17 protein-coding genes are annotated in these 20,603 nt (G+C 62.4%); 10 read left to right on the top strand and 7 right to left on the bottom strand.

Translation table 11 applies throughout. The features are described 5' to 3' along the window. Positions 1–106 precede the first annotated feature (106 nt). The 3 genes from CWC48_RS16235 (at position 107) to CWC48_RS16225 (ending at position 3,837) form a co-directional block, all read left to right on the top strand. On the top strand, positions 107–919 hold the full coding sequence (locus CWC48_RS16235; RefSeq protein ID WP_078050073.1) for an inner membrane protein YpjD: 813 nt from the start codon (positions 107–109) through the stop codon (positions 917–919). A gap of 12 nt (positions 920–931) precedes the next feature. Next, positions 932–2,170, top strand: coding sequence for a transporter associated domain-containing protein (locus CWC48_RS16230; RefSeq protein ID WP_078050074.1), 1,239 nt, complete (start codon positions 932–934; stop codon positions 2,168–2,170). Between the two features lie 356 nt (positions 2,171–2,526). Next, complete coding sequence (locus CWC48_RS16225; RefSeq protein WP_078050075.1) at positions 2,527–3,837, top strand: MFS transporter; 1,311 nt, start codon at positions 2,527–2,529, stop codon at positions 3,835–3,837. A 105-nt stretch (positions 3,838–3,942) separates the two neighbouring features. Here CWC48_RS16225 and purT read toward each other — a convergent pair whose 3' ends face one another. From purT to CWC48_RS16200, 5 genes are all read right to left on the bottom strand, one after another. Beyond that, a complete protein-coding gene (gene purT / locus CWC48_RS16220; RefSeq protein ID WP_078050076.1) occupies positions 3,943–5,124 on the bottom strand; it encodes a formate-dependent phosphoribosylglycinamide formyltransferase in 1,182 nt (393 codons plus the stop codon). 69 nt (positions 5,125–5,193) lie between these two features. Next, complete coding sequence (locus tag CWC48_RS16215; RefSeq protein WP_100492197.1) at positions 5,194–5,661, bottom strand: VUT family protein; 468 nt, start codon at positions 5,659–5,661, stop codon at positions 5,194–5,196. A gap of 163 nt (positions 5,662–5,824) precedes the next feature. Beyond that, complete coding sequence (locus CWC48_RS16210; RefSeq protein ID WP_078050077.1) at positions 5,825–6,040, bottom strand: DUF1289 domain-containing protein; 216 nt, start codon at positions 6,038–6,040, stop codon at positions 5,825–5,827. Then, positions 6,037–6,561, bottom strand: a complete 525-nt coding sequence (locus CWC48_RS16205; protein WP_010207972.1) for a gamma carbonic anhydrase family protein — start codon at positions 6,559–6,561, stop codon at positions 6,037–6,039. Before CWC48_RS16205 ends, CWC48_RS16210 begins: the two co-directional genes overlap by 4 nt. Before the next feature lie 36 nt (positions 6,562–6,597). After that, positions 6,598–7,200 (bottom strand): CoA pyrophosphatase, encoded by a 603-nt coding sequence (locus CWC48_RS16200; protein ID WP_071489281.1) that lies wholly within the window; start codon positions 7,198–7,200, stop codon positions 6,598–6,600. 146 nt (positions 7,201–7,346) lie between these two features. On the opposite strand from CWC48_RS16200, the gene CWC48_RS16195 reads away from it, so the two are divergent. The 7 genes from CWC48_RS16195 (at position 7,347) to nagE (ending at position 15,835) form a co-directional block, all read left to right on the top strand. Continuing rightward, positions 7,347–7,895: an NUDIX hydrolase gene (locus tag CWC48_RS16195; protein ID WP_078050078.1), complete on the top strand. Its 549-nt coding sequence runs from the start codon at positions 7,347–7,349 to the stop codon at positions 7,893–7,895. Between the two features lie 20 nt (positions 7,896–7,915). Then, positions 7,916–8,419 (top strand): murein L,D-transpeptidase family protein, encoded by a 504-nt coding sequence (locus CWC48_RS16190; RefSeq protein WP_078050079.1) that lies wholly within the window; start codon positions 7,916–7,918, stop codon positions 8,417–8,419. A gap of 263 nt (positions 8,420–8,682) precedes the next feature. Continuing rightward, a complete protein-coding gene (locus CWC48_RS16185) occupies positions 8,683–9,441 on the top strand; it encodes a GntR family transcriptional regulator (protein WP_016977704.1) in 759 nt (252 codons plus the stop codon). Between the two features lie 10 nt (positions 9,442–9,451). Further along, positions 9,452–10,558 carry an N-acetylglucosamine-6-phosphate deacetylase gene (gene nagA, locus CWC48_RS16180; RefSeq protein WP_100492196.1) on the top strand — a complete coding sequence of 369 codons (1,107 nt, stop codon included), beginning with the start codon at positions 9,452–9,454 and terminating at the stop codon, positions 10,556–10,558. Continuing rightward, positions 10,551–11,561: an SIS domain-containing protein gene (locus CWC48_RS16175; protein WP_100492195.1), complete on the top strand. Its 1,011-nt coding sequence runs from the start codon at positions 10,551–10,553 to the stop codon at positions 11,559–11,561. Before nagA ends, CWC48_RS16175 begins: the two co-directional genes overlap by 8 nt. Before the next feature lie 29 nt (positions 11,562–11,590). Further along, positions 11,591–14,101, top strand: a complete 2,511-nt coding sequence (gene ptsP / locus CWC48_RS16170; protein WP_100492194.1) for a phosphoenolpyruvate--protein phosphotransferase — start codon at positions 11,591–11,593, stop codon at positions 14,099–14,101. Between the two features lie 27 nt (positions 14,102–14,128). Then, positions 14,129–15,835 (top strand): N-acetylglucosamine-specific PTS transporter subunit IIBC, encoded by a 1,707-nt coding sequence (gene nagE, locus CWC48_RS16165; RefSeq protein ID WP_099494243.1) that lies wholly within the window; start codon positions 14,129–14,131, stop codon positions 15,833–15,835. A 437-nt stretch (positions 15,836–16,272) separates the two neighbouring features. Here nagE and CWC48_RS16160 read toward each other — a convergent pair whose 3' ends face one another. Together CWC48_RS16160 and purL are read right to left on the bottom strand one after the other, a co-directional pair. Beyond that, positions 16,273–16,584: an NIF3 1 gene (locus tag CWC48_RS16160; protein WP_015885716.1), complete on the bottom strand. Its 312-nt coding sequence runs from the start codon at positions 16,582–16,584 to the stop codon at positions 16,273–16,275. A 4-nt stretch (positions 16,585–16,588) separates the two neighbouring features. After that, positions 16,589–20,485 (bottom strand): phosphoribosylformylglycinamidine synthase, encoded by a 3,897-nt coding sequence (gene purL / locus CWC48_RS16155; RefSeq protein ID WP_078050083.1) that lies wholly within the window; start codon positions 20,483–20,485, stop codon positions 16,589–16,591. Between the last annotated feature and the right edge of the window lie 118 nt (positions 20,486–20,603).

The following is a 20,603-nucleotide window of genomic DNA, read 5'->3' as shown; positions in this document are numbered from 1 at the left end:
TAGCGAAGACTGCCGCCATGCACACCCGCTGTCTGGCTTGAGAGTCTTTCGTGTTACGCGGGGGTATGCCAAACTCAGCGCCTTTCGGGCTTGCCTAACAGGATTTATGCTCCCTTTGTCACCCAGTTTGCTACCCAGCCTCGCCGCCGCCATTTTGTATGCCGCTGCGACTCTCTACCAGGGCACTCGTCTGGCCCAAGGCGCCAAGGCGGACAAACGCCTGCTCGTCGGCCTTGGCGTCCTCGCCCTGCTGGCCCATGCTGCCAGCCTGTTTACCCATTTGATGACGCCCGTCGGCCTGGGCCTGGATTTTTTCAGCGCTGCCAGCCTGATTGCTGCCGCCGTTATCGCACTGACCCTGATGGCCTGCTACCGGATTCCCGTCGAGAACCTGCTGGTACTGTTGTTCCCGCTGGGCGTGCTGACGGTGCTACTGGCGCAATTCGCCCCCACCGGCACGGTGCAGGTGATTGATGAAGAGCCGGGCATCCTCGCGCACATCCTGCTGTCGATCCTCGCTTACGGCATGTTCACCATCGCGGTGTTCCAGGCCCTGCTCCTGCTGCTGCAGGACCACCAGCTAAAGCACAAGCATCCGTCCGGGCTGATCAAGAACTTCCCGCCGCTGCAAACCATGGAAAGCCTGCTGTTCGGCTTCCTGTGGGCCGGCTGGACGCTGCTGTCGCTGTCGCTGATCTCCGGCTGGCTGTTCGTCGAAAACCTGTTCGCCCAGCACCTGGTGCACAAAACCCTGCTAGCGTGCCTGGCCTGGGTGGTGTTCAGCGTGTTGCTGTGGGGCCGCAACCGCCTCGGCTGGCGCGGGCACAAGGCGATCCGCTGGACCCTGGCCGGTTTCTGCCTGCTGATGCTGGCCTATTTCGGCAGCAAGCTGGTCCGCGAATACATCCTGCATATCTGACGGGCAGCGATCATGGACAACCTGCCACTGGAGCCGATGCTCGCGGTAATCGCCCTGCTGGTCCTATGGGCCGCACTGTTCACCGCCATCGAAGCCGCGCAACAACACCTGCTGGCCCTGCGCCCCGGCACACGCCAGGGCGACAAGGCCGCCACCCGCCTGAGCTTTCCGCGTAACAGCCTGATCCTGTGCAACAGCCTGTGTCGCGCCGCCGTGGTGATCCTCTGCACGCTGCTGGCCATCTATGCCTGGGCGCAGAACGGGCCCTGGCTGGGTTGGATGATCTCCTGCGCGATCCTGCTGGTTCTGGCCGACTACCTGCCCCGCGCCCTCGCCGTACGTTATCCACAGGGCGTGCTGGGCTTTGGCAATACGCTGCTGGGCGTACCGCTGAAAATCCTCTACCCGCTGGCCTGGCTGCTCAATGGCATCAGCCTGTTGCTGTTGCGCCCCTTTGTGCGCAAGGCCGGCGTAGTGAAAAAGAGCGACGAGCCGCTGCCCGGCCACGACGACGAGCCGGAACCCGAGACAGACGAAGACCGCACCCCAGGCATGCCCGGCATCCACGCACTGGACAACATCACCGTCAATGACATCCTGGTGCCACGCAGCGAAGTGGACGGCATCAACCTGGATGACTCGGTCGAGGACATCATCGAGCAACTGCGCACCTCCCAGCGTACGCGCCTGCCGGTGTTCCACAGTGATATCAACCAAGTGCAGGCCGTGCTCAACACCCGGCAGATCCAGCACCTGCTGCCCGACGCCAGCCTGACCAAGGAAGCGTTGCTCGCCGCCTGCCACGAACCCTACTTCGTCCCGGAAAGCACGCCTCTGCAACTGCAACTGCTGAACTTCCACAAGCAACAGCGGCGCCTGGGCATGGTGGTGGACGAGTATGGCGAAGTGCTCGGCATTGTGACGCTGGAAGATATTCTCGAAGAAATCGTCGGTGAATTCGAAAGCGAACAGAGTGCCGACAACCCGCATATCGAGCCTCAGCCGGACGGCCGCTACATCATCGATGGCGCTGCATCGATCCGCGAACTCAACAAGAGCCTGAACTGGCACTTGCCCAGCGATGGCCCCAAGACCCTCAACGGCCTGGTCACCGAAGCGCTGGAGACCATTCCCGATTGCGCGGTGTGCCTGAAAATCGGGCGCTACCGCCTGGAAATCCTCGAGACCGAGGACAACCGCGTGAGCAAGGTGCTGATCTGGCACACCAGCCGGATGCCGGTCGCCGTATAAGCTGCTGGCGAAACACATTCTCCCTGTGGGAGCGGGCTTGCTCGCGAATGCGGTAGACCAGCTGAAGATGAGCTGACTGACCCACTGCTTTCGCGAGCAAGCCCGCTCCCACATTTTGATTTGCGGCGTGTCAGCCCCCTTGTTGTATGTTCAAACCCCTTCCTATAATCGGTGCGGCTTACCAGAGCCGCGCCCGACCGCGTGCTACCCGCACCCAGCGTGTCCAGGCACCGCCTTATCGTGTCCGACCGGTGTTCGCTCCCATCCCGAGCCTGCCCGCGCACACCCCTGATCCATGGGTGTTCGACCAATAATAATCCGCGTCCAAACGCGCAATGACCATCAGGGACACCACCATGAGCACCACCTACAACGAGGCCGCGACCGCCGCCCCGACCAACTCGACGGCACGGGTCGCCACGGCGAGCATCGTCGGCACCGCCATTGAGTTCTACGACTTCTATATCTACGCCACGGCCGCTGCGCTGGTGATCGGCCCGGTGTTCTTCCCGCAGACCTCCGGCACCGCGCAGATGCTGGCGTCGTTCCTGACCTTCGGTATCGCTTTCATCGCCCGCCCACTGGGCTCGGCGCTGTTCGGCCACTTCGGTGACCGCATCGGGCGCAAATCGACGCTGGTGGCCTCGCTGTTGCTGATGGGCGTGTGCACCACGCTGATTGGCTTGCTGCCCGGCTATGACAGCATCGGGGCCTGGGCACCGATCCTGTTGTGTGTGCTGCGTTTCGGCCAGGGCCTGGGCCTTGGCGGCGAATGGGGCGGCGCGGCACTGCTGGCGACCGAGAATGCGCCCAAAGGCAAACGCGCCTGGTTTGGCATGTTCCCGCAGCTCGGCCCGTCGATCGGCTTCCTGGCGGCCAACGGTTTGTTCCTGATCCTGGCCATGAGCCTGAGCGACGAGCAATTCCGCAGTTGGGGCTGGCGAATTCCATTCATCCTCAGCGCTGCGTTGGTGATGGTTGGCCTGTACGCACGGCTGAAGCTGCATGAGACACCGGTATTCGCCAACGCCGTCGCCAAGGAAGCCCCGGTCAAAGTGCCGTTGGTGGAATTGTTCAGCCAGCACTGGCTACCGGTATTGCTCGGCGCCGCGTCGATGGTGGTGTGCTATGCCCTGTTCTATATCACCACTGCGTTTTCCTTGAGCTACGGTGTTTCTACCCTGGGCTACAGCCGCGAAACCTTCCTCGGCCTGCTGTGCTTTGCGGTGCTGTTCATGGGGCTGGCGACACCGCTGGCGGCCTTGGCCAGTGATCGCTACGGGCGCAAGCCGGTGCTGATCGTCGGCGCGATCCTGGCGATTCTGTCGGGCTTTACCATGGAGCCATTGCTCACCCACGGTTCGACCTGGGCCGTGGCGCTGTTCCTGGCGCTGGAGCTGTTCCTGATGGGCGTGACCTTCGCACCGATGGGCGCGCTGTTGCCGGAACTGTTCCCGACCCGCGTGCGTTATACCGGCGCTTCGGCAGCGTATAACCTGGGTGGGATTGTCGGCGCATCGGCAGCACCATTCTTCGCGACCAAGCTGGTGGCGATGGGTGGCCTGAGTTATGTCGGTGGGTATGTGTCGGCGGCAGCGTTACTCAGCTTGATTGCTGTGCTGTGCCTGAAAGAGACGCGTAACAACGATTTGAACAAGGTCGCCTGACAGACCGCCTTCGCAAGCAAGCCCGCTCCCACAGTTGACCGCATTTATCCAATAGGAACGCGGTCGAATGTGGGAGCGGGCTTGCTCGCGAAAGGCACGCCTCGATTACAGCTCGACTACAACGGCTTTGGAAGCACGAGTAGCCTTCGCCCGGGCCGCTTCAATCGACTCATCCCGCGCCAACGCCACACCCATGCGGCGCTGGCCATTCACTTCCGGCTTGCCAAACAGACGCAACGCCGTGTCCGGTTCACTCAACGCGGCGCCCAGGTTGGCGAACGCAGTCTGGGTCGACTGGCCTTCCACCAGAATCACCGCCGAAGCCGAAGGCCCGAACTGACGGATCAACGGGATCGGCAGGCCCAGAATGGCGCGAGCGTGCAAGGCGAACTGCGACAGGTCCTGGGAAATCAAGGTCACCAACCCGGTGTCATGCGGGCGCGGCGAGACTTCGCTGAACCACACCTGATCACCCTTGATGAACAGCTCAACGCCAAACAGACCACGACCTCCCAGGGCCTCGGTCACCGCTTTGGCAACGCGCTCGGACTCGGCCAGGGCAATCGGGCTCATGGCCTGCGGCTGCCAGGATTCCTGGTAGTCGCCCTTCTCCTGACGGTGACCGACTGGCGCGCAGAAGGTGGTACCGCCGACGTGACGCACGGTCAGCAGGGTGATTTCGTAGTCGAAGTCGATAAAGCCTTCGATGATCACGCGACCTTTACCCGCACGCCCGCCTTCCTGGGCGTAGTCCCAGGCTTTCTGCACGTCGTCGACGCTGCGTAGCAGGCTCTGGCCCTTGCCCGACGAACTCATCACCGGCTTGACCACGCACGGGAAGCCCAGGTCCTGCACGGCCTTGCTGTAGTCTTCGAAGGTATCGGCAAAGTGGTACGGCGAGGTCGGCAGGTCCAGCTCTTCGGCGGCCAGGCGGCGGATGCCTTCACGGTTCATGGTCAGCGAGGTGGCACGCGCAGTCGGGATCACGGTGAAGCCTTCAGCTTCCAGTTCCACCAGGGTGGCCGTGGCGATGGCCTCGATTTCCGGCACGATGAAGTGCGGTTTTTCGGCTTCGATCACCGCACGCAGGGCAGCACCGTCGAGCATGTTGATCACGTGGCTACGGTGCGCCACCTGCATGGCCGGCGCGTTGGCGTAGCGATCCACGGCAATCACTTCAACGCCCAGGCGTTGCAGTTCGATTACCACTTCCTTGCCCAGCTCACCGCAGCCACACAGCAAAACGCGGGTCGCGGTTGGCGACAATGGAGTTCCGATTCGGGTCATCTCAGGTCCTCAGGGGAGCGGATCATTGGGAGAAAGGCCGGCATTTTACATGAACTGCAGCAATTGGCCTCAGTTGGCGATGGCGCGCTTGCGGATGCGCCAGGCCATGATCAACCACACCACCGTGACCCCGGCGAATTTCGACACCAGCGCGGTGCCCGCTACCGCTGGGGTGAGCGCGCCGATCAAGCCGAAGAAGATGAAGGTATCGAGAGGAATACTCAGCGCCGAACTTATCCACAGGCGGTCGTGCAGCGGGCGCTTAGTGATGCTGAACACCAGCCAGTCAATGCACTCGGACACCGCAAACGCCGTGGCGCTGGCCAGGGCAATGGCCGGGTCGGACGTGACATACGACAACACCAGTGCCGCCAGCATGGCGATGATTGCACCGTGACCAAAGCGGGTTTGCACCATGTCGCGCAGGATGAATACCAGGCCACCCCAGGCGGACCAGATAACGTCCAGGTGCGGGGCGGTGGAGAAGGCGAAATTGATCAGCACGACGCTGCTGATGTAGGCGATCAGGAAGAGCATGGGGGATGGACCTGTGAACAAGGGGCACAGGGTACTTCACATTTGGAAATATGTCGTCTGGGCGAGCCTCATCGCAGGCAAGCCAGCTCCCACATTCAACCGCGTTTAACCTGTTGGAACCCGGTCAAAATGTGGGAGCTGGCTTGCCTGCGATGGCGGTCTATCAGCCGCCGGATTTCCCGGAAACCATAAACACCATCCCACTCGCCACCGCCCGCTCATGGCACAACCCCAACACCACCCGGCGCTCGGCGTTATCCATACGGCTCCAACGCGTAATCTCATCCACCGTGCGCTGGCAGCCAGTACAAATATCATCGTCATCCAATGCGCAAATGCTCACGCACGGCGACGCAACGGGGCGCTCAATCGGGTTCATTCTTCCTGCTCAACCAAGTCACGCGCATAACGCTGCGAGTTATGCACATAGTGCGCGGCGCTGGCTTCAAGCATGCGTTTCTGTGCGTCGGTCAACTCCCGCACCACCTTGCCCGGCGAACCCATCACCAGCGAACCATCAGGAATTTCCTTGCCTTCGCCAATCAGCGAGTTGGCGCCAATGATGCAGTGCTTGCCGATCTTGGCGCCGTTGAGGATCACCGCGTTGATACCGATCAGGCTGTAATCATCCACCGTGCAGCCATGCAACATGGCGTTGTGGCCAATGGTCACGCCGGTGCCCAGGGTCAGCGGGTAGCCCATGTCGGTGTGCATCACGCTGCCGTCCTGCACGTTGCTGTTTTTGCCGATCAGGATCAGTTCATTGTCGCCACGCAACACCGCGTTGAACCAGACGTTGGCGCCCTCCTCCAGCTTGACCTTGCCCACCAGCGTGGCATTTGGTGCCACCCAGCTCTGCGGATGAGTCTCGACGCGAGCGTCGCCCAGGCGGTATTTCATGGTTGTTCCTCACGGCATTGCCATTCAAGTGATGGCTTAGGTATTGATGAAGCTCTTGGGTGGCTGGTGCAGGCTGATCTTGGCGTCGTCATAGAGCAGATTGATCAACTCGACGATCATAATTGCCGTCAGCCCCCAGATCTTGTATTCACCGAACCGATAGCTGGGCACGTACCAACTGCGGCCCTGGTAATCGATCCGGTGGGTATGTTCCCGTGGGTCTTGTCGGAAGAAGTCCAAGGGCACGCTGAAAACAGCGGCGATTTCGGCATCGTTGGCCAGATATTCGACGTAATCGGGGATGACGCCGACATACGGCGTAACCCGAATGCCATGCAGGGAGATCAACGGGCTCAGCGGGCCGATCACTTCGACCAGCCCGGGCGGCAGGCCGATTTCTTCTTCGGCCTCGCGCAGCGCGGTAAAGATCAAGTCCGGGTCTTCGGGGTCGCGGCGCCCGCCAGGGAAGGCCACTTCGCCACCATGGGTCGAGAGGCCGCTCGCGCGCAGGGTCAGGATCAGCTCAGGTTCGTCACTGCGGGTAATCGGCACCAGCACCGCGGCCTCGGGGAAACGCCCGTCGGTTTCCAGCGTGTGGGGGGTGTGATTGCTTACCCGGCGAAGTAGCTCGTCCAGCATGAGTCATCTCGGTCTGTTGGCTACCTTGCATCATGCACCAAAGCGTGCGGGTGCCCAACCCCAAAACCCGCGCCGTGTCGCTAAACGACAACTTGCAGCGCCCTGCCCGTCACGCCAAGATAGGCGCACTTTCCAGGAACCCCAGCATGAATTTCTGCAGCCAGTGCGGTAAACCGGTCACCCAACGCATCCCCGAAGGCGACGGCCGCCTGCGCTTTGTGTGTGATCACTGCTCGACCATCCACTACCAGAACCCCAACATCGTCGCCGGCACCGTACCCGTGTGGGGCGATAAAGTGCTGCTGTGCCGTCGCGCCATCGAACCGCGCCTGGGCTACTGGACCCTGCCCGCCGGCTTCATGGAAAACGGCGAGACCGTGGAACAGGCCGCCATGCGCGAAACCCTGGAAGAAGCCTGCGCCCGCGTGCACAACCTGAGCATTTACACGCTGATCGACGTACCGCATATCAACCAGGTGCATATTTTCTACCGCGCCGACCTGCTCGACCTGGACTTCGCCGCCGGCCCCGAAAGCCTGGAAGTGCAGCTGTTCGACGAAGTTGACATCCCGTGGTCCGAGCTGGCTTTCCGCACGGTCGGGCGCACCCTGGAATACTTTTTCGCTGACCGCAGGCAACAGTCGTTCCCGGTGCGCAGCGAGGCCGTGCCGCCCATGGGCAAGCCCGCGCCATGACCCAGCGGATACCCGTTTTGATGCGTTGGTGGCTTGCTCTGCTCTGCCTATCGTTCGCCACACTGGCTCCAGCCGCCACGGTGCAGACCCTGGGCGGTAAAACGGTCGAGAAGGTGCTGGTGCTCAAGTCCGCCCACCAGTTGCAGTTGATCAACGACGGCAAGCCGTTCAAGACCTACCGCATCTCCCTGGGCAAGAACCCCAAGGGCCACAAGCTGATCGAAGGCGATCGCCGTACGCCAGAGGGCCTGTACTGGATCGACTGGCGCAAGACCAGCGACCGCTTCAACCTGGCCATGCACATCTCTTACCCGAATATCAGCGACGCCGCCCGCGCCCGCCGCGAAGGGGTCAAGCCCGGCAGCATGATCATGATCCACGGCACCCCCGACACCGAGGACTACCCGGAACAGTGGTTCCACACCCTGGACTGGACCGACGGCTGCATCGGCATGCGCAACGTGGACATGCGCGAAGTGTGGAACCTGGTCAAAGACGGCACCCTCATCGAGATTCGTCCGTAATCTCGTACCGTTCGTAAAATAATTCGAAAAAAATTCCTGCCCTGCCCCGCGCCCGCCGGTGAATACCAGTTCACCCCCGCGGGCTGCGCACTTCTGCACGCGATAAAGACCTCTCTAATACCACTTGATACCAGGCCCCATTGCGGGGCCCTACAACCAATGCCTGCACCATTTTGACTGCATTGACATGGTATTTAAGTGGTATTAATTTCCGGCCCATACCGGGCGACAACACTCCAATAACCGCATCGGAAACCTTAACGATGAATCCCATCCTGGCCCTGCGCCCCGACGACAAACAATCCACGCCGCTGTACCTGCAATTGGCGCGCAAACTGGAAGCGGCGATCCATGCCGGCCAGTGGACGTCCGAGCAGGCCCTGCCGTCAGAACGCGTACTTAGCGAGCAATTGAGCATTTCGCGCGTCACCGCACGCAAGGCGTTGGAAGTGTTGTTTGCCCAAGGGCTGATCCGCCGCAACCAAGGTTCCGGCACCTATATTTCGCCACGTTTGGAACAGCCGCTGTCGCGCCTGTCGGGGTTCAGCGAAATGCTGCGGCTTAAGGGTTTCGTGCCCAGCTCCCAATGGCTGGAGCGTGAACTGACCCAGCCGACCCACGAAGAGATGATCCGCCTGGGCCTGTCGCCCGCCGACAAAGTGGCTCGCCTCAAGCGCTTGCGTAAGGCGGATGACACGGTGATGGCAATTGAAATGACCACCATGCCCGCCTCCGTGCTGCCACAGCCACAAGCCATCGGCCACTCGCTGTACGAATACCTGGAAGGCATCGGCAAACCGGTGGTGCGCGCCCTGCAGCATATCCAGGCGATCAACGCCTCGGACGAGTTCGCCAAGCTGGTCGGCATCGCCCCCGGCACCGCCATGCTGCTGATGACCCGGGTCGGCTACACCGCCGATAACACGCCGATCGAAATCACCGACACCTACTGCCGCAACGACTACTACGACTTCGTCGCAGAACTGCGTCGCCACGACTATTCCGCTGAACTGCGAATTTAGAGAACTGCCCATGTCCGAAGACAACATCCTCACGCCCAGCGGCTGGATTCGCGGCCGCCTGGTGCACGCGCACGGCAAGGTCGTCGCCATCGAAGGCACGCCCTGCGACCCGGCTGAAAACGAGTTGCCCTACCTGCTGCCGGGCTTTATCGACCTGCATGTGCACGGCGGTGGCGGCGCGGACATCATGGAAGGCCGCGATGCCTTCGAGACGATCACCCGCACCCATGTGCGCTTTGGTACTACCTCGTTGCTGGCCACCACCATGACCGCTCCGGTGGAGGAAATCTCAAGCGTGCTCGGCCAGCTCGGCACCTTCTGCGAGCAACGTCCTGCCGGCAGCGCCCGTGTACTCGGCGTGCACCTGGAAGGGCCCTACATCAATCCCGGAAAACTCGGCGCCCAACCCAACTTCGCCCACACCGCGTTGATGGCCGAAGTGGAAGCCTACCTGCGCCTGGCGCCTATCCGGGTGATCACCATCGCGCCGGAAATCGCCGGGCATGACGGCCTGATCCGTGCCCTCAGCGAGCGCGGCGTGCGCATGCAGATCGGCCACACCCTGGGCAGCTACGAAGAAGGCGTCGCCGCCCTCGCCGCCGGGGCCACCAGCTTTACCCATTTGTACAACGCGATGAGCCCGTTGCATCACCGCGAGCCGGGCATCGTCGGCGCCGCGTTGGCCCACGCCAAATACGCCGAATTGATCCCGGATCTGCTCCACGTTCACCCCGGCGCCATGCGCGTGGCGTTGCGCTCGATCCCATGCCTGTATTGCGTCACCGATTCCACCGCCGCCGCCGGCATGCCCGACGGTGAATACAAGCTGGGCAGCCACACCGTGACCAAATGCCTGGGCGGCGTGCGCCTGGCCGACGGCACCCTGGCCGGCAGCACCCTGACCATGGACCAGGCGCTGCGCAACCTGGTGAAGATCGGCTTGCCCATCAGCGAAGCCTCACAACGCCTGTCGCAATTTCCTGCGGACTACCTGGGCCTGGAAGAACGCGGTCGCCTGCAACCCGGCAGCTTTGCCGACTGCGTGCGCCTGGACCGCTCCCTGACACTCACCGACGTAATGGTCGAAGGAGAAACCATTGACTTCAAAAATGCTTGAAGAGGCCCTGGCCTCCTGCGACGCCGTGGCCGCCCAACTGCAACGCCTGGACCCGGCGCTGGAGGAAATCGCCGGCCGCCTGCGCCGTCAGCCGCCGCAGGTGGCGATGACCATCGCCCGTGGCAGCTCGGACCATGCCGCCAGCTATTTCGCCTACCTGACCATGCAGCACGTCGGCATTCCGGTGGCGTCGTTGCCGATGTCGGTAGTGACCCTGTTGCAGGCGCCAATGAAAGTCAGCGGCCAGGTGGCGTTTGGTTTCTCCCAGTCGGGGCAAAGTCCGGACTTGGTGAACAGCCTGCGTCTGCTACGCAAACGCGGTGCCCTGAGCATTTCGCTGGTCAACGCCGAAGACTCGCCGCTGGAAGCTGCCTGCGAATTCCATGTTCCGCTGTGCGCCGGGCCGGAACACAGCGTGGCCGCGACCAAAAGCTTCATCGCCACCCTCAGCGCCAGCGCGCAGCTGATTGGCCACTGGAACCAGGAAACCGAGTTGCTGCAAGCCTGCCGCGCCCTGCCCGATGACCTGCGTGCCGCCGCCCAGCAAGATTGGACGGTTGCCATCGACGCCCTGCGCGACTGCCAGCAATTAATGGTCATCGGTCGCGGCGCCGGTTTCGCCATCGCCCAGGAAGCTGCACTCAAGCTCAAGGAAACCTCGGCGATCCAGGCCGAAGCCTTCAGCAGCGCCGAAGTGCGCCACGGGCCGATGGCCTTGATCGACAAGAATTACCCCTTGCTGGTGTTCGCCCCACGCGGCGCCGAGCAGGCTGGCCTGTTGAGCCTGGCCGCCGATATGCGCCAACGCGGCGCCCGTGTGTTGCTGGCTGCGCCAGACGATATCGCCGAACGCGACCTGACCCTGAGCCGCGCCGAACACCCGACCCTGGACCCGATCCTGGCGATCCAGAGTTTCTACGTGATGGCGGCAGGTTTGGCGCAAGCCCGGGGCATGGACCCGGACCAGCCGCGTCACCTGAGCAAAGTTACCCGCACTCACTGAGTGGCGTTTTCCTGATGAGTACCGTGCCCATGCCCTACAACAATAATGAATTGACCCTCAGCGCCCCGTTAAGCGGGCCCGTGCTGACCCTGGGCGACGTTCCTGATGAAGTGTTCGCAAGCCACGCCATGGGCGACGGTATTGCCATCGACCCCCTGAACGATTGCCTGCATGCGCCCTGTGACGGCGTGATCATCCATGTCGCGCGCACCGGGCACGCCCTGACGATTCGCGCCCAGAACGGTGCCGAGGTGTTGATGCATGTGGGCATCGATACGGTGGAACTGAACGGCGAAGGCTTTGCCTTGCTGGTGAAGGAAGGCGCGAAGGTGAGCAAGGGGCAAGCATTGGTGCAGTTTGACCTGGACCGCATTGCACGTCAGTGCAAGAGCTTGATCAGCCTGATCATCCTGACCAATGGCGAACGTTTCGAATTGCGTTCGGTAGCCGGGCAATCGGTCAAGGTCGGCGAGCCGTTGTTGCGGGTCGTGGCGCGTTCGGCGGCAGCGGTTCAAACCGCTGTGGATAACTCGGACGCTGAAGTCAGCGCCAGCGTGCGCATCACGCATCGCGGTGGTTTGCATGCGCGTCCGGCGGCGTTGATCCGCAAGACGGCCCAGGGTTTCAGCAGCCAGGCACAGCTGCATTTCGGTGACAAATCAGCTTCGTGTGACAGCTTGATTGGCTTGATGGGACTGGGTATTGGCGAAGGGGATGAAGTGCGTGTGAGCTGTCGCGGCAAGGATGCGGAGGCGGCGTTGCAGGCACTGGTCGCGGCCTTGTCCGCCGCCATTAAGGAAGAACACCACTCCCCCGTCGTTGCCACCCCACGCCGAGCCAACACCGAAGCCGGCGTTTTGCAAGGTGTGTGTGCTGCTCCGGGTCTCGTATGTGGGCCGCTGTTCCGCCTGACGGGTATCGAACTGCCGGCAGACACCGGCCACCATGCTGCCGATGAGCAACTGCAACGCCTGGACGCCGCCCTGGAGCAAGTGCGCAGCGAAATTCGCATGACTCTGGATCAAGCGCGCCAGCGCAAGAACGTCGAGGAAGAAGACATCTTCGCCGCCCACCTCGCGCTGATGGAAGATCCTAACCTGCTGGAAGCCGCGACCGGCTCCATCGAAAAAGGCAGCGCAGCGACTCACGCCTGGCGCGATGCAATCCAGGCGCAATGCGCGGTATTGCTGGCCCTGGGCAAACCACTGTTTGCCGAACGCGCCAACGATCTGCGTGATTTGCAACAACGGGTACTGCGTGCGTTGCTGGGTGAAGCCTGGCATTTCGAATTGCCCGCGGGGTCGATTGTCAGCGCCCATGAACTGACCCCCTCAGACCTGCTGCAACTCAGCGCGCAACAGGCCGTCGGCATTTGCATGGCCGAAGGCGGCGCCACCTCTCACGTGGCGATCCTGGCGCGCGGCAAAGGCTTGCCCTGCGTGGTGGCGTTAGGTGCCGAAGTCCTCGACGTGCCCCAAGGCCAACGTGTGGTGCTGGACGCCGCCAATGGCCGCCTGGAACTGGCACCCAGCGACGCGCGCCACGCCGAAGTGCACCAGATTCGTGACGCGCAGAAACTGCGTCGCCAGCAGCAACAGGCCCAGGCCCAACAGCCGGCGCGCACCAGCGATGGCGTGACCATCGAAGTGGCCGCCAATGTCGCTTCCAGTGCCGAAGCCCAAGTGGCGTTTGAAAACGGTGCCGATGGCGTCGGCCTGCTGCGCACCGAATTCCTCTTCGTCGACCGCCGCACCGCGCCGGATGAGCAGGAACAACGCCACGCCTACCAAGCCGTACTGGATGCCATGGGCGACAAGTCAGTGATCATCCGCACCATCGACGTGGGCGGCGACAAGCAACTCGATTACCTGCCACTGCCCGTCGAAACCAACCCGGTGCTGGGCCTGCGCGGTATCCGCATGGCCCAAGTGCGCCCGGAACTGCTCGACCAGCAACTGCGCGCGCTGCTGCAGGTCTCCCCACTGGAGCGCTGCCGCATCCTGCTGCCGATGGTCAGTGAGGTGGATGAGCTGCTGCAGATCCGCCAGCGTTTGGATGAGTTGTGCGTGGAGCTGGAACTGACCCAGCGCCCCGAACTGGGCGTGATGATCGAAGTGCCCGCAGCCGCACTGATGGCCGAGCAGTTGGCCAAGCACGCGGACTTCCTGTCCATCGGCACCAATGACTTGTCCCAGTACACCCTGGCCATGGACCGCGACCACGCCGGCCTTGCCGCGCGCGTCGATGCGCTGCACCCGGCGCTGCTGCGGCTGATCGCCCAGACCTGCGCGGGCGCTGCAAAACACGGGCGTTGGGTCGGCGTGTGTGGCGCCCTCGCCTCCGACCCGTTGGCCACGCCGGTCCTGGTGGGCCTGGGGGTCAGCGAGCTCTCGGTAAGCCCGCCGCAGATCGGAGAAATCAAGGACCGTGTCCGCCACCTGGACGCGGCGCAATGCCGGCAACTGAGCCAAGGGCTGCTCGACCTGAGCAGCGCCAAAGCCGTTCGCCAAGCCTGTCAACACCACTGGCCGCTGAGCTGACAACAACAAGAAAAAAGGAGACTCGCCATGTACCAACATTTCATCGAAGGCCTGCAACGCCTGGGCCGTGCACTGATGCTGCCGATTGCGATCCTGCCGATCGCCGGCCTCTTGCTGCGCCTGGGCGACACCGATCTTTTGAACATCGCGGTGATGCACGACGCCGGGCAGGCGATCTTCGCCAACCTGGCGCTGATCTTCGCTATCGGCATCGCCGTGGGGTTTGCCCGCGACAACAACGGCACGGCCGGTTTGGCGGGTGCGATTGGTTACCTGGTGATGGTCTCCACGCTCAAGGTGATGGACACGTCCATCAACATGGGCATGCTTGCCGGTATCGCCAGCGGCCTGATGGCGGGCGGGCTGTACAACCGCTTCAAGGACATCAAGCTACCGGAGTACCTGGCGTTCTTTGGTGGGCGACGGTTCGTGCCGATCGTCACCGGGTTCAGTGCGGTCGGATTGGGCGTGATCTTTGGTTTGATCTGGCCGCCGATCCAGCACGGTATCAACAGCTTCGGCGTGTTGTTGATGGAAAGCGGCAGCCTGGGTGCGTTTGTGTTTGGCGTGTTCAACCGCCTGCTGATCGTCACCGGGCTGCACCACATCCTCAACAACATGGCGTGGTTTGTGTTCGGCACCTTTACCGATCCGGCCACCGGCGCGGTGGTGACGGGCGACCTGACCCGCTACTTCGCTGGCGACCCCAAAGGCGGCCAGTTCATGACCGGCATGTTCCCGGTGATGCTGTTCGGTCTGCCTGCCGCGTGCCTGGCGATGTACCGCAATGCGCTGCCGGAGCGCCGTAAAGTGATGGGCGGGATTTTCCTGTCCATGGCGTTGACCTCGTTCCTGACCGGGGTGACCGAGCCGATTGAGTTCGCGTTCATGTTCCTCGCGCCGTTCCTGTACCTGATCCATGCGGTGCTGACCGGCCTGTCGATGGCGGTCACCAATATGCTGAATATCCACCTGGGCTTTACCTTCTCCGGTGGGTTTATCGACATGGTGCTGGGTTGGGGCAAGTCCACCAACGGCTGGCTGGTATTCCCGGTTGGCTTGGCCTATGCGCTGATCTACTACAGCGTGTTCAACTACTGCATTCGTCGCTTCAACCTGAAAACGCCGGGGCGGGAAGATATCCAGGTGGTGCAGGCTGAGGTGATGACGGATAACCAGCGCGCTACGGCCTACATCCAGGCCTTGGGCGGTGCGCAGAATTTGCTGAGCGTTGGCGCCTGCACCACGCGCCTGCGGTTGGACATGGTGGATCGCAACAAGGCGGTGGATGCGGAGCTGAAAGCCCTGGGTGCCATGGCGGTCGTCCGGCCAGGTAACGGCGGCAGTTTGCAGGTGGTGGTCGGGCCGATGGCAGACAGCATCGCCGATGAGATTCGGTTGGCCATGCCTTCGTTTGTTGCCAGTGCGCCGGTGGCGGTTGCGTCTGTGGATAAACCGGTGGCGGTGAATGTGCAGGAAGCCGAGAAGTGGCTGAATGCCTTGGGTGGCCGAGGGAATGTTCGCCAGCTGGAAGCGGTGGCGATGACGCGGTTGCGGGTGGAGTTAGGGGATGACTCGGTGTTGTCTGAAGCTGACCTGACGGCTCTGGGTTGCCAGGGTGTGAGCCAGCTGGAAAGCGGTGTTTGGCACTTGTTGATTGGTGACAAAGCGTCGGGCTTGGGTGACGCGTTGGAGCGGTTGGTCAGCGGTCGCCAGATTGGGGCTGGGGCCTAACAAACCTTTGCCTGAACAGGCCCCATCACGGGCAAGCCCGCCTCCCACATTTTTTATCTGTGAATACATTCAAAATGTGGGAGCTGGCTTGCCTGCGATTGGCCTTAACTGGCGACTGGAGTGTTGAGACCAGGAATCTCATTCATGTCCAACACATGATTTCGGCGGGCTTGCAGTCCCGGTCGCTGAATTGGCAGCGACTGGTGAAGATTAGTGAGAGAAGTTCCGAGGGACAACCTGAAAGACCTGTGGGAGAGATCTGAGGCGCCTGTACCGACGCCATCGCAGGCAAGCCAGCTCCCACAGTGAGTGATGTACGACATGACAACGCGGTCGAATGTGGGAGCCGGGCTTGCCCGCGATGAGGCCCTAACAGCCAACAAAAAACCCGCTGACCAAACTGGCCCAGCGGGTTTCGTGTTTATGCAGCCAACGAATCAAAAATCCGCCAACTGCCACACCTCATACGCCGGTGTCTCATACGGGTGACTGAGTTTGAGCGCCGCCACAACAGCCACGATCAACTCGTCCGCCACAACCAGCTCCACCTTCCACTCTTCAACCACTTCAACCTGGCCCACCTGCCCGATGAACGGCTGGCTGCCGTCCAACGCGCGGAATTGGCCTTGGCCCAGCACTTGCCAGGCGCAGCTGTCGTAATTGCCGATGCGCCCGCCGCCAGCGGCGAAGACGGCGGTCTTCACCGTCTCCACGTGGCTGTCGGGCACGAAGAAGCTGAGCTTGTACACCGCCTTAGTTCACCCACACACGGGCGTTGCGGAACATGCGCATCCAGGCGCCGTCTTCGTTCCACTCTTCCGGACGCCACGAGTTCTGCACGGCGCGGAATACACGCTCCGGGTGCGGCATCATGATGGTCACGCGACCGTCGCGGCTGGTGAGGCCGGTGATCCCGCGCGGCGAACCGTTCGGGTTGGCCGGGTAGGTCTCGGTAACCTTGCCGTGGTTGTCGACAAAACGCAGGGCGACGGTGCCGGACAGGTCGGCTTCCAGCAACGCTTCTTCGCTTTCGAACTCGGCATGGCCTTCACCGTGAGCGATGGCGATTGGCATGCGCGAACCGGCCATGCCTTGCAGGAAGATCGAGTTGGACTCCTGCACCTGCACCATGGCGACACGGGCTTCGAACTGCTCGGAACGGTTACGCACGAAGTGCGGCCAGAACTCGCTGCCCGGGATCAGCTCGCTGAGGTTGGACATCATCTGGCAACCGTTGCACACACCCAGGGTGAAGCTGTCGTTGCGCTCGAAGAAACCCTGGAAGGCGTCGCGGGCACGGCTGTTGAACAAGGCCGACTTGGCCCAGCCTTCACCGGCACCCAGCACGTCGCCGTAGGAGAAACCGCCGCAGGCTACCAGGCCTTTGAACTCGTTGAGATCAACGCGACCGGCGAGGATGTCGCTCATGTGCACGTCGATCGCATTGAAGCCAGCGCGGTCGAACGCGGCTGCCATTTCCACTTGGCCGTTGACGCCCTGCTCACGCAGTACGGCAACCTGTGGGCGAATGCCTTTCTTGATGTAAGGCGCGGCGATGTCCTGGTTGACGTCGAAGCTGAGCTTGGTGCTCAGGCCCGGGTTGTCTTCTTCCAGGATCACGTCGAATTCCTGCTCGGCGCAGTCGGCGTTATCACGCAGGCGTTGGATCTGGTAGCTGGTCTCGGCCCACTGGCGTTGCAGCAAGCGGCGCTGACCGGCAAATACAGTGTCGCCGTTGAACGAGATGTTGATCTCGCCGTTGTTGATCGGCTGGCCGATCACGGCCACGCAGTCGTCCAGGCCAGCGGCGCTGAATTGGGCGAGTACGTCCGGGGTAGCGTCCTGGCGAACCTGGATCACCGCACCCAACTCTTCGTTGAACAGGATGCCGTTGATCTCGGCAGCATCCTCGGCAACGCTGTCGAGCACGATGTTCAGGCCGCAGTGACCGGCGAAGGCCATCTCGACAACGCTGGTCAGCAAGCCGCCATCGGAACGGTCGTGGTAAGCCAGCAGGTGGCCGTCGGCGTTCAGGCCCTGGATCACGGCGAAGAAGGCTTTGAGGTCTTCGGCGTCATCGACGTCCGGTGCCTGCTTGCCGAGCTTGCCATGGGTCTGCGCCAGGATCGAGGCGCCCATGCGGTTCTGGCCACGGCCCAGGTCGATCAGGATCAGGTCGGTGGTGCCCTTGTCCATGCGCAGTTGCGGGGTCAGGGTCTGGCGAATGTCGGTGACCGGTGCGAAACCGGTGACGATCAGCGACAGCGGCGAGGTGACGCTCTTGTCGGTGCCGTCTTCGTTCCAACGGGTGGCCATGGACATGGAGTCCTTGCCCACCGGAATGGTGATACCCAGTTCCGGGCACAGCTCCATGCCGACCGCTTTGACGGTGTCGTACAGGCGCGCGTCTTCACCTGGGTGGCCGGCAGCGGACATCCAGTTGGCCGACAGTTTGATGTCGGACAATTTACCGATGCGCGAAGCGGCGATGTTGGTGAGGGTTTCACCAATGGCCATGCGGCCCGACGCGGGAGCGTCCAGCAGGGCCAGCGGCGTACGCTCGCCCATGGCCATGGCTTCACCGGTGTAGACGTCGAAGCTGGTGGCGGTGACGGCAACGTCAGCCACCGGGACCTGCCATGGGCCAACCATTTGGTCACGAGCCACCAGGCCGGTGATGGTGCGGTCGCCGATGGTGATCAGGAAGCTTTTGCTCGCCACGGCCGGGTGGTGCAGCACGCGTTCGATGCTGTCGGCCAGTTCCAGTTGGCTTGGGTCGAAATCATCGCCCAGCTCGGCTTCACGGACCGCCGAACGGTGCATGCGCGGGGCTTTGCCCAGCAGCACTTCCAGCGGCATGTCCACCGGGCTGTTGCCGAAGTGGCTGTCGGTAACCGTCAGCTGCGGTTCGGCAGTGGCTTCGCCGACCACGGCAAACGGGCAGCGCTCGCGTTCGCAGATGGCCTGGAAGCGCGCGAAGTCTTCAGCGCCGACCGCCAATACGTAGCGCTCCTGGGATTCGTTGCTCCAGATTTCGTGCGGGGCCATGCCCGGCTCGTCGTTAGGAATGTTGCGCAGTTCGAAACGGCCACCCCGGTCGCCATCGTTGACCAGTTCCGGGAAGGCGTTGGACAAACCACCGGCGCCGACGTCGTGGATGAAGCTGATCGGGTTCTTGTCACCCAACTGCCAGCAACGGTCGATGACTTCCTGGCAGCGACGCTCCATCTCTGGGTTTTCGCGCTGTACGGAAGCGAAGTCCAGGTCTGCCGAGCTGGTGCCGGTGGCCATGGAAGAAGCGGCGCCGCCGCCCAGGCCGATCAACATCGCCGGGCCGCCGAGCACGATCAGCTTGGAGCCGACCAGGATCTCGCCTTTCTTGACGTGTTCTTCACGGATGTTGCCCATGCCGCCGGCCAACATGATTGGCTTGTGGTAGCCGCGCACTTCATCGCCACGCGGGGTGGTGATGGATTGTTCGAAGGTACGGAAGTAACCGGTCAGCGCCGGACGCCCGAATTCGTTGTTGAACGCGGCGCCGCCCAGCGGGCCTTCGATCATGATGTCCAGCGCGGTGACGATGCGCTCAGGCTTGCCGTACGGCACTTCCCATGGCTGTTCAAAGCCTGGGATCTGCAGATTGGACACGGTGAAACCGGTGAGGCCCGCCTTCGGCTTGGCGCCACGGCCGGTGGCGCCTTCGTCGCGGATTTCGCCGCCGGAACCGGTGGCTGCGCCCGGGAACGGGGCAATCGCGGTCGGGTGGTTGTGGGTTTCAACCTTCATCAGGATGTGCACCGGCTCCTGCACCGCGCCGTACTGGCGGGTTTCAGGGTCCGGGAAGAAACGGCCGGCGACGGAGCCGACGATCACCGAGGCGTTGTCTTTATAAGCAGAAAGAACACCTTCGCTGTGCATCACGTAGGTGTTCTTGATCATGCCGAACAGGCTTTTTTCCTGGCTTTCGCCGTCGATGTCCCAACTGGCGTTGAAAATCTTGTGACGGCAGTGCTCGGAGTTGGCCTGGGCAAACATCATCAGTTCGATGTCGTGCGGGTTGCGCTTCAAGCCGTTGAAGGCGTTGACCAGGTAGTCGATCTCGTCTTCGGCCAGGGCCAGGCCCAGTTCGGTGTTGGCCTTCTCGAGGGCGGCGCGGCCACCGCCGAGCACGTCAATCGCGGTCAGCGGCTTGGGCTCTGCGTGGCTGAACAGGCCGGCAGCCTGTTCCAGCTGGCTGACGATGATCTGGGTCATGCGGTCGTGCAGGCTGCTGGCGATCAGCTCGGCTTCGGCATCGCTGAACTGGCCGGCGACGTAGAAAGCGATACCACGCTCCAGGCGCTGGATTTTGTCCAGGCCACAGTTGCGGGCGATATCGCTGGCCTTGCTCGACCAGGGCGAGATGGTGCCGAACCGCGGCAGAACCAGGAACAAGCGGCCGTTAGGCTCTTGAACCGGAACGCTTGGGCCGTACTTCAGAAGGCGTGCCAGCACTTGCTGTTCGTCGGCGGTCAACACGCCGGTAACGTCGGCGAAGTGAGCAAATTCAGCGTACAAGCCTGTAACAGCTGGAACCTTCTGGCTCAGTTGCTCAAGGAGTTTGCTGTGGCGAAAGGCAGAAAGGGCAGGAGCGCCGCGCAGGATCAACATCTTCGGGACAGCCTCGGGAAGGGGGTGTGCTTTGAGGCCGTGCATTCTAGCGTAAACCGTCGCCAACGGCACCCGAAACGCTACCGGTGGCTGCTGCCAGACGTCAGTTGGCTGGATT

The sequence above is a fragment of the Pseudomonas sp. S10E 269 genome (assembly GCF_002798465.1).
GTDB lineage: Bacteria > Pseudomonadota > Gammaproteobacteria > Pseudomonadales > Pseudomonadaceae > Aquipseudomonas > Aquipseudomonas pergaminensis.
Note: the sequence above shows the minus strand (reverse complement) of the source record. Positions and strands in the feature narration are given on the sequence as shown.